Genomic DNA, 13,243 nt, shown 5'->3' on the forward strand with positions numbered 1-13,243 from the left:
TGAACTCCGCTTATTAACGCGTTAGAACCCGACGCCATGCCATACGTAGCCACTCCCTGTGCAGGCTTAGCGAACGCCCCATCACCACCACCACTAATAGCGCACCCGACAACGCGCTCGACACCTGGTTGGGGATGCCGACCATCTGTAACCCCTGCTGTAAGTACCCCACCAGCAACGCTGCCAGCGCAGTACCCAACACCGAACCCGAGCCGCCATAAATATTGGCGCCGCCCAGAACTGCGGCGGTAAGCGCGGGCATTAATAAATCACGTCCAAGATCCGAACGCGCCGAACCGAAATAGGAGACCAGCACCACGGCAGCAATGGCCGATGCCAGCCCCACCAGGCCATAGAGCGCATAGGGCATGCCATTGACCGGGAGGGCGGCATAGCGCGCCGCACGTGGGTTTTGTCCGAGTAAAAAGAGGTGGCGACCAAAGCGCCCCCGGTGGGTCAGCAGCCAGAAACAGAAGGTGATCGCCGCAAACAGCACCAGCGGGATGGGTAACCCCAGCACCGTCAGGTTGGCAAAAGCGGTGAAGCTGTCGGGAAAACCGCTGATGCCTTCATAACCGGTTGCCCCCGCCATGCCGGAGAGGAGCAGCGCCCCGCCGCCGTAGAGATAGAGCGTGCCGAGGGTAATCACCAGCGGGCTAATGCCGGTGTAATGAATCAACGCGGCGTTCACCACGCCACACATCACTCCGAGCAGCAAGGTGAGCACAATAGCGAGACTCATGGGCCATCCCGCCTGCATCATCACCCCCAGCGCGATGGCGCACAGGCCGATGGTCGAGCCGAGCGAAATATCAATGCCGCCGCTGATGATAACGAGCGTCAACGGCAGGGCCACAATGCCAATGCAGATAAAGTCGCTGGTGCTGAACAGCAGCATATTGACGTCCAGCATGCGCGGATTGAGCGCACCAAAGAAGAGGATCTCCAGCACCAGTATCAGCAGCAGCGCGCTTTCCCAGTTGAGCTTCATTTACGCCACCTCTTTGTTTTTACGTTTCGGAAAGCGGGCAACGTTTTTACCCCTCTTATTACCGGGCATAAAACGGCTGTACTTCAGCGCACGCTGATGACGAGCCAGCGCCTGGCGCAGGCGGCCATCGAGTACCAGCACACCCAGCAGCACCAGGCCTGCAATAAAGTCGTTCCACCAGGCCGGTAGCCTGAACAGCACCAGCACGGTGTCGATTTGAGTGAGGAAGAAGGCACCGAGAAACGCACCAACCAGCGTGCCCGTACCGCCCAGTAGAGAAATCCCGCCGAGCACGCAGGCGGCAATGGCCTTCATCTCAAGGCCGCTGCCGGTCTGGTTCGGCACAAAACCAATCTGCGAGGCAAACACTATTCCGGCACACGCCGCCAGCACGCCGTTTAAGGTAAACGCGGTCATACGGGTACGGTTCACCGCTACCCCCAACTGGCGCGCGGCGGCAAGGTTATCCCCCACGGCATAAAAGTCGCGGCCAAACGCCGTGCGCGCGAGCACCCAGGTTCCTGCGCCCAAAAGCATCAGCACCAGCCATCCGAGCGGCGACACGCCGGTCACGCCCGCTGCTGACAGTGCCTTGAGACTGGCGGGCAGTCCTTCTATCCATTTACCTTCTGTCCAGAGCAGCATGGCACCGCGATAGAGCCCAAGCGTGCCGAGGGTTGCCACGATCGCCGGGATCTTAAGCCCCACCACCAGCAGGCCGTTGAAAGCGCCTGCCAGCGCACCGATCGCCAGCGAAAAGAGGATCGCCACCGGCAGGCTATAGCCGCTATTGAGCGCGACCCCGACGGCAATGGCACACAGGCCCACCGTCGATCCGACCGAAACATCAATATTGCGGGTCAGCATCACCAGCGCCGCACCGAGAGCCAACAGCATCAGGATCTGACTGCTGGCGAAGATCATGCCGACGGTTTGCAGGCTGAAGAACGCAGGGTTAAGCGCCACCAGCACAATAAAGAGCGCGAGGATCGCCAGAAAGGCGCTCAGCTCGCGGTTTTTGAGTAAGGTTTTCATGCGTGCCCTCCGCCAAATGCCAGCGTCATCATCCGATCCACACTGACCGCATGGCGTGAAAGCTCACCGCTGAGCCGCCCCTGATGCATCACCAGCACCCTGTCTGCAAGGCCTGGGAACTCATCGAGATCGCTTGAGATCATCAGTACCGCCACGTTTTGCGCCGCCACGCTTTTGATAAGCTGGTAGATATCCGCCCTTGCCGCCACGTCCACGCCGCGCGTTGGTTCATCGACGATCAACAGCAGCGGGTTGGCCTCCATGCAGCGCGCCAGCAGCACTTTCTGCTGATTGCCGCCGGACAGGGTGCGCACGATCTGATCTGCATTGTTAAGTTTGATGCCGAGCGCCCGGTGATAACGTTCCACCACTGCCGCTTCACGCTTACGCTGCTGCCACAAAGAAGGTTCGTTGAGCGTAACCGTGTTCCAGCGCACCGGCGCGTCCAGAAACAGCCCGGAGACCTGGCGATCCTCCGGCAGATAAACCAGACCGCGATCCAGCCTTGCCCGAATCGGATCGGCGTTAATAACACGGTTTTCCAGCCAGATACGCCCCGCGCGCACCGGGCGCAGGCCATACAGGGTTTCGGCAAACTCGGTGCGCCCGGAACCGACCAGACCCGCCAGGCCGACGATCTCCCCGGCGTGGATCTCAAGGCTTAAATCGATAAAGCCCTCGCCGGTCAGCTCTTCAACGCGCAATACCGGAAAATCCTGCGGCTGGGTACGACGGTTGCCCGGCAGCGACAGCCACAGTTTTTGCGTGTCGCTCAGGCCCCGCTCGCGGCTGACGGGCGTCATGGCACTAATCAACGCATTGTCATCCAGCTCCCCGATGGCAGCGCTGAGCACAACGGCACCGTCACGCATGACCGAAACATGGCTGGCGAGGGCGCGGATTTCCGGCAGTTTATGGGAAATAAAGACAATGCCGACCCCCAGTTCCTGTAGTGCCCGAATCTGGCGGAACAGACGCTCGGTTTCGCCAGGGGTGAGCGAAGCCGTTGGCTCGTCGAGGATCAGGATTTTCGCGTCGCGCATCAGTCCACGCAGGATCTCCACCATCTGTTGATCCGCCACTTCCAGAGTGCTGGCGGCGGCCTGCAGATTAAGCTGGCAGTTAAGCTGTTGCAGTTTTTCCGCAAGCAGCGCCTCCTGGGCGCTATTACGCGGCAGGCGAAACAGAATGTTCTCCCGCACGGTCAGGTTCGGAAACAGCATCGGCTCCTGTGGCACCAGGTAGATGCCAAGCTGATGTGCCTGATTCGGCTTCAGGCGCGTAAACGCCCTGCCGCAAATAAAAAGTTCGCCGCTGTCAGGGGTTTCCACCCCGGCGATGATTTTCATCAGTGTGGATTTACCGGCACCGTTACCGCCCATCAGCGCGTGCACCTGGCCTGAACAAAGGGTGAAATCAATGGCTTTCAGGACGCTTACGCCTGAGAACTGCTTACTGATGCCCCGTGCGTCAATCAGTGGATTCATGCTCGCTCCGCTATTGAACAAATGATTTTTTGATTCAATAATGTTCAAAAGCGTAGACGGTGAACTATATTTACAACCGTGCAGTGATCACACTTTTATGCATTTGGATCATCACAAATCCAAGGGCTTCAGCAAAAGATCGGTTTTGCCGGGCGGCTCACATTTTCACCGCCAGCAAGTACGAACATATGATCTAAATTTTTATAAGAGTTCATCTATGAGCGAAAAAAAAGCACTGGAAGAGGGACGTTTTGCCGGGCTGGCGCTGGCAGAAGAAGAACTGGTGGCGCGCGTGGCCTGGTGCTATTACCACGATGGCCTGACGCAAAACGATATTGGTGAGCGGCTTGGCCTGCCACGCCTGAAGATCTCCCGTCTGCTGGAGAAAGGACGTCAGTCAGGGGTTATCCGGGTACAGATAAACTCCCGCTATGAGGGCTGCCTGTCGCTGGAGACAGAGCTGCAACGGGTCTTTGGTTTGCGGGTAGCCCGTGTGCTGCCAGCGCTTAACACGCCGCCGATGAACACCCGTCTGGGCGTGGGCGCGGCGCAGACCCTGATGGGGGTGCTGGAACCGGGCCAGCTGCTGGCGGTGGGGTTTGGCGAGGCGACGATGAGCTGCATTCAGCACCTGAGCGGCTTTATCGGCTCGCAACAGATCCGCCTTGTGACCCTATCCGGTGGCGTTGGCCCCTATATGACCGGCATTGGCCAGCTGGATGCGGCCTGTAGCATCAGCATGATCCCCGCGCCGCTACGGGTGTCATCCCCGGAAGTCGCAGAGATCCTGAAAAAGGAATCCAGCGTGCGGGATGTGATCCTGGCGGCGACAGCCGCAGATGTTGCGGTGGTCGGTATCGGGTCGGTGAATCAAAAGCGCGATGCCACTATTTTGCGATCCGGCTATATCAGCGAAGGCGAACAGTTGATGTTTGCCCGTAAAGGAGCAGTTGGCGACATCCTTGGCTACTTCCTGCAGGCCAACGGCGAGCGGGTGGAAGGTCTGGAGATCCACCGGGAACTGCTCGGCGTGACCCTTGATGAGCTGGCGCAACTGCCCACCATCGTAGGCGTCGCCGGAGGGACGGAAAAAGCAGACGCGATTTATGCCGCACTCAAAGGTTGCCGTATTAACGGCCTGGTGACGGAAGAGACGACAGCACGCGCGGTTCTGGCGCTGGCGCAATAATGCGCCTCTGGCCTTGCCGCGTGGACAACAGCGAGGCAAGCCCATGAGTTACCTTTTAGCGTTAGATGCAGGGACAGGCAGCATTCGTGCAGTGATCTTCGACTTATCCGGGCGGCAAATCGCCGTCGGCCAGGCGGAATGGAAACACCTCAGCGTGGAAAATGTCCCCGGCTCAATGGAATTTGACCTCGATACTAACTGGCAGCTGGCCTGCCAGTGCATTCGACAGGCGCTGACCGGCGCCGGGCTCGGCGGTGCTGACATTAAATCTGTCGCCTGCTGCTCCATGCGCGAGGGGATCGTGCTTTACGATCGCAACGGTGAGGCTATCTGGGCCTGCGCGAACGTGGATGCCCGCGCAAGTCGCGAAGTCGCCGAGCTTAAAGAGATCCATGACGACCAGTTTGAAGCGGAAGTCTATGCCGTTTCCGGTCAGACCCTGGCACTGAGCGCCATGCCCCGCCTGCTGTGGCTGGCCCATCATCGTCCTGACATTTACCGCAACGCCGCAACGATAACCATGATAAGCGACTGGCTTGCCGCCCGGCTCTCCGGCTGGCTGGCGGTCGATCCTTCCAACGCAGGCACTACCGGTATGCTCGATCTCTTTACCCGCGACTGGCGACCCTCCCTGCTGGATATGGCCGGGCTGCGCGCGGATATGCTCTCGCCGGTGAAAGAGACCGGCAGCGTGCTGGGCGAGGTCACTCAACAAGCAGCACAGGAGAGCGGCCTGCGTGAAGGCACCCCTGTGGTGATGGGCGGCGGCGATGTGCAGTTGGGCTGCCTGGGACTGGGTGTGGTGCGAGCGGGACAAACGGCGGTGCTGGGCGGCACCTTCTGGCAACAGGTGGTCAACCTGCCGCAGGTGCGTACTGATCCTGAGATGAACATTCGCGTGAATCCGCATGTGATTCCAGGCATGGCGCAGGCCGAGTCCATCAGCTTCTTTACCGGCCTGACCATGCGCTGGTTTCGCGACGCCTTTTGTGCGGAAGAAAAACTGATTGCCGAGCGGATGGGGATGGATGCCTACTCCCTGCTTGAAGAGATGGCAGGTCGCGTGCCCGCAGGCTCGCACGGCGTGATGCCAATTTTCTCGGACGCGATGCACTTCAAGCAGTGGTATCACGCGGCGCCGTCGTTTATTAACCTCTCCATCGACCCGGAAAAGTGCAACAAAGCGACGCTGTTCCGTGCGCTGGAGGAGAATGCCGCCATTGTTTCCGCCTGCAATCTGGCGCAGATCTCGCGCTTCTCAGGGGTGACTTTCGACAGCCTGGTGTTTGCCGGTGGCGGCGCAAAAGGGGCGCTGTGGAGCCAGATCCTCAGTGACGTGACCGGGCTGCCGGTACGTGTGCCCGAGGTAAAAGAGGCGACAGCGCTGGGCTGTGCAATTGCAGCCGGCGTCGGTGCCGGGTTGTATGACGATATGGCAGCAACCGGCGAAAGGCTGGTGAAATGGAACCGGGAGTTTACGCCTAACCCAGCACACCGGGAGCTTTATGACGGCATGATGCAAAAATGGCAGGCGGTCTACGCCGATCAGCTTGGTCTGGTAGACAGCGGCCTGACGACCTCGATGTGGCAGGCGCCGGGGCTGATACGTTCCCCCTCACCCCGACCCTCTCCCTGAGGGAGAGGGAGAAAAGAGAGCCGCCGGTTCGCTCGATCAGTCCCCTCCCCCCGTGGCAGAGGGCCAGGGTGAGGGCATCAGGCCGCACTTAACCGTTCCCTCTCCCCGTGGCAGAGGGCCAGGGTGAGGCCATCAGGCCGCACTTAACAGTTCCCTCCCCCTGTGGCAGAGGGCCAGGGTGAGGGCATCAGGCCGCACTTAACAGTTCCCTCTCCCCGTGGCAGAGGGCCAGGGTGAGGGCATCAGGCCGCACTTAACAGTCCCCTCACCCCGTGGCAGAGGGCCAGGGTGAGGGCATCAGGCCGCACTTAACCGTTCCCTCTCCCCGTGGCAAAGGGCCAGGGTGAGGGCATCAGGCCGCACTTAACCGTTCCCTCCCCCCGTGGCAGAGGGCCAGGGTGAGGGCATCAGGCCGCACTTAACCGTTCCCTCTCCCCGTGGCAGAGGGCCAGGGTGAGGGTATCAGGCCGCACTTAACCGTTCCCTCACCCCGTGGCAGAGGGAGAATGAGTCCCCTCCCCCCGTGGCAAAGGGCCAGGGTGAGGGTATCAGGCCGCACTTAACAGTCCCCTCACCCCGTGGCAGAGGGAGAATGAGTCCCCTCCCCCCGTGGCAAAGGGCCAGGGTGAGGGTAGCAGGCCGCACTTAACAGTCCCCTCGCCCCTTTGGGGAGAGGGTTAGGGTGAGGGGACCAGGCCGCACCATTCTTTGAATCGCATCACAATCACCACATTCCCGTTTTCCACTTTCCTCTGCACCAGCTAAATTACAACTCATCCGACCACATAACAATAATTTTACATTGGAAGCCTTATGAGCCATTACCCGTCGCTATTTTCCCCGCTTGAGCTGGGGTTCACCACCCTAAAAAACCGCGTGTTAATGGGGTCGATGCACACCGGACTGGAAGAACACCCGGACGGTGCAAAACGGCTGGCGGCCTTTTATGCCGAGCGCGCGCGCCACGGTGTGGCTCTCATTGTCACCGGTGGCGTGGCCCCGTCTCTTTCCGGCGTTACTATGCAGGGCGGCGCGGTACTCAACGACGAAAATCAGCTTCCTCATCACCGACTGATTACCGATGCGGTGCATCAGGAGGGGGGCAAAATCGCACTGCAAATTTTGCACACCGGACGCTACAGCTACCAGCCTGCGCTGGTGGCCCCGTCGGCCATTCAGGCACCGATTAACCGCTTTACCCCCCATGAGCTGACTCATGATGAGATCCTGGCCCTCATTAACGATTTTGCCCGTTGTGCTGAACTGGCGCAGTTAGCGGGTTATGACGGTGTGGAAGTGATGGGATCCGAGGGCTACCTGATTAATGAATTCCTCGCCGCACGCACTAACCACCGGGAAGACGAATGGGGCGGCGATTATGCCCGTCGTATGCGCTTTGCCATAGAGGTGGTACGGGCGGTACGCGAACGGGTGGGTGCGCATTTTATTATTATTTACCGCCTGTCGATGCTGGACCTGGTGGAAGGGGGTGGCGTCTTTGAAGAGACCGTGCAACTGGCCAACGCCATCGAAACCGCTGGTGCTACCCTCATCAATACCGGCATTGGCTGGCATGAAGCGCGTGTTCCCACCATCGCTACCGCCGTGCCGCGGGCGGCCTTCAGCTGGGTGACCCGCAAGCTCAAAGGCAAAGTGAAGGTGCCGCTTATCACCACCAACCGCATTAACGATCCGCAGGTGGCGGAGGATCTGCTGGCACGCGGTGATGCGGATATGGTGTCTATGGCACGCCCGTTCCTGGCCGATGCGGAGATCCTCTCTAAAGCACAAAGCGGGCGAGCGGATGAGATCAACACCTGCATCGGTTGTAACCAGGCCTGCCTTGATCAGATCTTCGTCGGCAAAATCACCTCCTGCCTGGTGAACCCACGCGCCTGCCACGAAACTAAAATGCCGGTTATCCCTGTCACGCAGATGAAAAAGCTCGCGGTGATCGGGGCTGGCCCGGCGGGACTGGCCTTTGCGGTAAATGCCGCGCTGCGCGGACACCGCGTGACGCTGTTTGACGCGGCTGCCGGGATCGGCGGGCAATTTAACATCGCTAAGCAGATCCCCGGTAAGGAGGAGTTCTACGAAACGCTGCGCTATTACCGGCGCATGATTGAGATAACCGGCGTTGATCTCAGGCTCAATCAATTTGTACTCCCTTCCATGCTGACTGACTTTGAGGAGGTGATCCTCGCCAGCGGCATTGCCCCACGCACGCCGGAGATCGAAGGGATCGCTCATCCGAAGGTGTTGAGCTACCTGGACGTACTGCGTGACAACGTTCCGGTGGGTGAGAACGTGGCCATTATTGGCTGCGGGGGGATCGGTTTCGATACGGCGATGTATCTGAGCCAGCCTGGCGAGCCAACCAGCCAGAATATTGCCGAGTTTTGCGTAGAGTGGGGAATAGACACCAGCCTGAGTCAGGTGGGAGGGTTGCGACCGGAGGGGCCACAGCTGCCAAAAAGCCCGCGCCGGATTGTGATGTTGCAGCGTAAAGCCTCAAAACCGGGTGAAGGGCTGGGTAAGACAACCGGCTGGATCCACCGGGCGACGCTCCTCGCAAGAGGGGTAAAAATGATCCCGGCGGTGAGCTATCAGAAGATCGATGATGCGGGTCTGCACGTGTTGATTGGCGGCGAGCCGCAGGTTTTTGCCGTCGACAATGTGGTGCTGTGCGCAGGCCAGGAGCCGCGCCGGGAACTGCTCGAACCGCTGCTCGCCACCGGAAAACCGGTGCATCTGATTGGCGGGTGCGATGTGGCGATGGAGCTGGATGCCCGTCGGGCGATTGCCCAGGGGACGAAGCTGGCGCTAACCATCTGATTTAAATATTTTTTTAAGAGGATAGTGGCGGGAAGCTTGAGCTACGCTGCACTTTTCTCCCCCTCACCCCTGCCCTCTCCCTCAGGGAGAGGGAGAAAACCCCGGCATGCTCGATCGGTTCCCTCTCCCCTTTAGGGCTGAGGAATCCCCAGTAATATGACGTTTTGCAGCGATATCACGGCGCAATGAGAATAAAACCGTTACCGCGATGACTGGGTCCGGCTGAAAATCGATGAGGCGTTGACGGCTGACCGGGGCCGCCCGCAGGGAAGCGGGCGGAGGGGATAGCCTGCAGGGATGCAGGCTGGTCCCCGACCCGATAGTCAGACGACATAAGCATCATGGACCGCGAAGCGGCGATTTTCCTGGCCGGGAGCCCGGGTCGCCAGGGTGGTGGCGGTGAACCACCCTGGCACGTTCACGGGTTCTGGCGTGACAGAAAAGCAAGGAACATAAGGTGAACGGAATGACCACAAGAGCCGCATGTTCCCCTCACCCTGGCCCTCTCCCCAAAGGGGCGAGGGGACTTTCCGCGCGCGTATTATTTTGTGGGGATCCCTCAGCCCTGAGGGCGAGGGTCGGGGTGAGGGCTCTTACCGTTTTTTGCGCGTTTTCACTGCTTTTAGCACCGCAAACTTACCTGATGCCCCTACGTTGCTGCAGTTACCGAAAATCTTCTTCAGCTTGCGAAAGTAATCCAGATGACGGTTACCCACCACGATCAGCTCACCGCCGTATTTCAGGCTGCGGCGGGCATCATGGAACATCTGCCAGGCGATATGGTCGGTAATGGCGCTCTGTTGATGGAACGGCGGGTTACATAACACGGCGTCAAAACGATCGTGCTCAATACCGGAAAGACCGTTGTTGACCATAAATTCACAGCGGGACAGCGCATCCGGCATGTTCACTTCCACGTTCATCATGCTGGAAGCCACTGCCATGTGCGATTCATCGGTAAAGAGCACGCGGGCATTCGGGTTCTGTGCCAGCAGCGTCAGTCCAATCACACCGTTACCGCAACCCAGATCCGCCAGTTCCCCTTCAATATTTTCCGGCAGGTGCTTCAGGAACAGTCGCGCGCCAATATCCAGCCCACTGCGGGAGAAGACATTCGCGTGGTTATGGATAGTCCAGTCGGTGCCATCCAGTTTCCAGTTATTGGTCTCAGGCGCATCGGCAACCTCAGGCGCAGTAAAGGTACAGTGGATCAGTCGTGCCTTTTTCCAGGCAAGGGTGGTGGTAGTGGGGCCGAGGATCTTCTCGAACAACGCCATCGTTGAGTTGTGAATATCCCGGGTTTTGGCACCGGCGATAATTTGCGTTTCCGGCGTCACCACCCGGCGCAGCGCGTGCAGTTGCTGCTCCAGCAGGGCAAGCTGTTTAGGAATTTTTATAAGAACACGTGCCGGGGCGTCAGGTAACTCGCTGAGGCTGTCGAGAAATACCACCGCATCTTCATCCAGACCGTTCAGGCTCAGGTTATGGCGGGTGGCCTGCTCGGCAATGAACGAGTCGTTGATGCTAACCGGTCGACAATCTGCCAGCGCGCAGGCAAGCGCACCAAAGCTGTCATTAAAAATGAGCGTAACGCCCGCGGCATCGTTTAACTGATGCAGTAAATATTCATCTGCCGCGTCCCACGCCTGTAATGACGCTTCTTCGGCATTAGGTGGAAAACGCTCTAATGCAAATGACTGTCCGATTAACTCAATCTGGCCCATCGCCCCTCCGGAATGCTAGAATTCGCGCGTTTTATCGCTTAATTAACCGGAGATGTAAACCCCTGGCCATGACAACGCTGACTTATTTACAAGGTTATCCTGAATCGCTGTTAAACCAGGTGCAAACGCTGATTACCCAGAACCGGCTTGGCGAGGTTATTCAAAAGCGTTACCCCGACGCACACGGCATCACCACGGATAAAGCGCTTTACCAGTACACTCAGGATGTTAAAAACCAGTTTTTACGTAATGCGCCGCAAATTAACAAAGTGGCATATGACAATAAAATTCATGTGCTTAAGAACGCGCTCGGGCTGCACACATCGGTTTCCCGCGTTCAGGGCGGGAAGCTAAAGTCCAAAGCGGAAATACGTGTTGCGACGGTGTTTCGTCAGGCCCCTGAGTCCTTTTTACGCATGATTGTGGTGCATGAACTGGCGCACCTGAAAGAGAAAGATCATAACAAAGCGTTTTATCAGTTGTGCTGCCATATGGAGCCAGAGTATCACCAACTGGAATTTGATATGCGCCTCTGGCTTATTTGCAAGGATGAAGGCTGGCTTTAACCTGCAAATAACTCTGCTCCTTTTCGTTTAAGGTTTGTTTATATTAATGTTCGTTCCGGTGTTATTAATGTGAGATCGCAGACACTTATTACGCCACTTCTTCCGGGCAACTTCACCCTGAACATCGTTCTATAACTTTTCGGAAAACAACGCTTTTCTTCGAAAATAAAACGCATTGGATTTAACATCACGCTATACAGCACGCCTTCAGGCTACGCCTTTCCTATTTCTTGAATCATATGATTCAACTTTTGAATTGGACGCAGTACGTTCCAGAAATCATTATGGAGGCGTACTTTTACAGATTATGTGGAAGTATTCTCGAAGCATTTAGATGGCTGGTTTATTTTCCAGGTTGCACCGGGAAAATAAACCCTTTACTCACCATGTATCCCTGGCGGGATACATGGTTTTTTTAGTCAGAGTGACGCTTTGAGGCGCGAAACAGCCTCTTTCAGGTTTTCATCCGTCACTGACACATAAGACATACGCAACGTGGTGTGATCCGGGTTATCGGCATAGAAAAATTCCCCCGGCACGTAGACAACCCCTTTCGCCAGCGTCTGCTTCAGCCAGTCAGTCGCGTTCTTTTCGTAGGTAAACTTCGCCCACAGGAACATGCCGCCCTGCGGACGGTGGAAAGTCAAATGATCGCCCAGTTGAGTTTCAATCAGTTCGCACAGCGTGTCGCACTTCTCTTTGTATGAGGCGCGGATCATCTTAAGCTGCGCCGGCAGACGACCCGTTTGCAGATAATGATAAGTGAGCGACTGGGCGAGCGAACTGGTATGCAAATCCGTGGCCTGTTTCAGGGTCACTATCTGGCGTTTAATCCACTCAGGGGCGATCACCCAACCTACGCGGGCGCCCGGTGCCAGAATTTTTGAAAAGGTTGAGGTGTAGATAACATTGTCGCTGTTATCAATCTCTTTTGCCCACGCCGTTAAGGGCTTGAACCGCTTGTCAGTGAAGTTAATTTCGCTGTACGGATCGTCTTCAATGATGACGAAGTTGTAGCGTTTCGACAGTGCCACCAGTTTTTTGCGGCGCTCATCAGAGAGCGTAACACCGCCAGGGTTGCCAAAGGTGGGCACCACGTATACGGCTTTGATGGTGGTGGTTTGGACCAGCGTTTCCAGCTCGTCAACCATCATCCCTTCACCATCCGTCCCTACCGAGGCCAGGCGTGCTTCCGCCAGCTGAAAGACCTGCAGCGCGGCGAGGTACGTCGGTCTTTCCACTACAATGACGTCGCCTGGATTAATCAGCACGCGGGCAAGCATATCAAGGGATTGCTGGGAGCCGGAGGTGATCACCACGTCATCGAGGGTACAGGTGATCTGGCGTTGCGCAGAGAGCTGGCAAATAGCGTCACGCAGTTCCGGGCTACCTTCACTCAGACCATACTGAAAGGCATCTTTCCAGGATTCTGACAGGACTTTGTCCATCGCCATTTGCAGACCTTCACGGTCGAATAAATCAGGATTCGGAATGCCTCCACCGAGAGAGATTACCCCAGGCATTTTGCTGTGTTTTAATAATTCCCTGATTGCAGAGGATTGTACGTTCTTAACTTTTGTGGAAATTCTCTCGTCTGACATTACCTTACCCTTTATCTGCTGCCGTTCACTCTTATTATGTTGCGATAGTTTTAGTGCTAATCATTTCCGTTATACAACAATCCAAAGGGACCGTAAACGGCGTGCTCTTCCTTGCCAGCACTCGTCATTTACTCTGGAAAAAATATAATTTAAAGTCGCTTACACTGATTTTTAGGTTA

9 protein-coding genes are annotated in these 13,243 nt (G+C 57.2%); 4 read left to right on the forward strand and 5 right to left on the reverse strand.

Going from position 1 to position 13,243, the window contains the following annotated elements; genetic code table 11:
• Positions 1-13: 13 nt before the first annotated feature.
• Genes lsrD through lsrA form a run of 3 tightly spaced genes read right to left on the reverse strand, consistent with a single transcriptional unit; the run spans position 14 to position 3,513 of the window.
• Positions 14-991 carry an autoinducer 2 ABC transporter permease LsrD gene (gene lsrD, locus M1D91_RS20195; RefSeq protein WP_437434269.1) on the reverse strand — a complete coding sequence of 326 codons (978 nt, stop codon included), beginning with the start codon at positions 989-991 and terminating at the stop codon, positions 14-16.
• Positions 992-2,026 carry an autoinducer 2 ABC transporter permease LsrC gene (gene lsrC / locus M1D91_RS20200; protein ID WP_437434268.1) on the reverse strand — a complete coding sequence of 345 codons (1,035 nt, stop codon included), beginning with the start codon at positions 2,024-2,026 and terminating at the stop codon, positions 992-994.
• On the reverse strand, positions 2,023-3,513 hold the full coding sequence (lsrA, locus tag M1D91_RS20205; RefSeq protein ID WP_437434267.1) for an autoinducer 2 ABC transporter ATP-binding protein LsrA: 1,491 nt from the start codon (positions 3,511-3,513) through the stop codon (positions 2,023-2,025). The genes lsrC and lsrA overlap by 4 nt, the downstream gene beginning before the upstream one ends.
• A gap of 217 nt (positions 3,514-3,730) precedes the next feature.
• On the opposite strand from lsrA, the gene lsrR reads away from it, so the two are divergent.
• From lsrR to M1D91_RS20220, 3 genes are all read left to right on the forward strand, one after another.
• The gene (gene lsrR, locus M1D91_RS20210; RefSeq protein ID WP_437434266.1) at positions 3,731-4,702 is read left to right on the forward strand and encodes a transcriptional regulator LsrR; all 972 of its coding nucleotides are present in this window, start codon (positions 3,731-3,733) and stop codon (positions 4,700-4,702) included.
• Between the two features lie 43 nt (positions 4,703-4,745).
• Complete coding sequence (gene lsrK / locus M1D91_RS20215; protein WP_437434265.1) at positions 4,746-6,338, forward strand: autoinducer-2 kinase; 1,593 nt, start codon at positions 4,746-4,748, stop codon at positions 6,336-6,338.
• A gap of 813 nt (positions 6,339-7,151) precedes the next feature.
• Positions 7,152-9,173, forward strand: coding sequence for an oxidoreductase (locus tag M1D91_RS20220; RefSeq protein ID WP_437434264.1), 2,022 nt, complete (start codon positions 7,152-7,154; stop codon positions 9,171-9,173).
• A gap of 593 nt (positions 9,174-9,766) precedes the next feature.
• Here the strand turns inward: M1D91_RS20220 and rlmG are convergent.
• Complete coding sequence (rlmG, locus tag M1D91_RS20225; RefSeq protein ID WP_437434263.1) at positions 9,767-10,897, reverse strand: 23S rRNA (guanine(1835)-N(2))-methyltransferase RlmG; 1,131 nt, start codon at positions 10,895-10,897, stop codon at positions 9,767-9,769.
• A 68-nt stretch (positions 10,898-10,965) separates the two neighbouring features.
• Here rlmG and M1D91_RS20230 point away from each other — a divergent pair, with 68 nt between their 5' ends.
• On the forward strand, positions 10,966-11,463 hold the full coding sequence (locus M1D91_RS20230; protein WP_437434262.1) for a M48 metallopeptidase family protein: 498 nt from the start codon (positions 10,966-10,968) through the stop codon (positions 11,461-11,463).
• Between the two features lie 419 nt (positions 11,464-11,882).
• Here M1D91_RS20230 and M1D91_RS20235 read toward each other — a convergent pair whose 3' ends face one another.
• Positions 11,883-13,064 (reverse strand): aminotransferase-like domain-containing protein, encoded by a 1,182-nt coding sequence (locus tag M1D91_RS20235; RefSeq protein ID WP_437434261.1) that lies wholly within the window; start codon positions 13,062-13,064, stop codon positions 11,883-11,885.
• Between the last annotated feature and the right edge of the window lie 179 nt (positions 13,065-13,243).

Source organism: Enterobacter sp. SA197 (assembly GCF_054131575.1).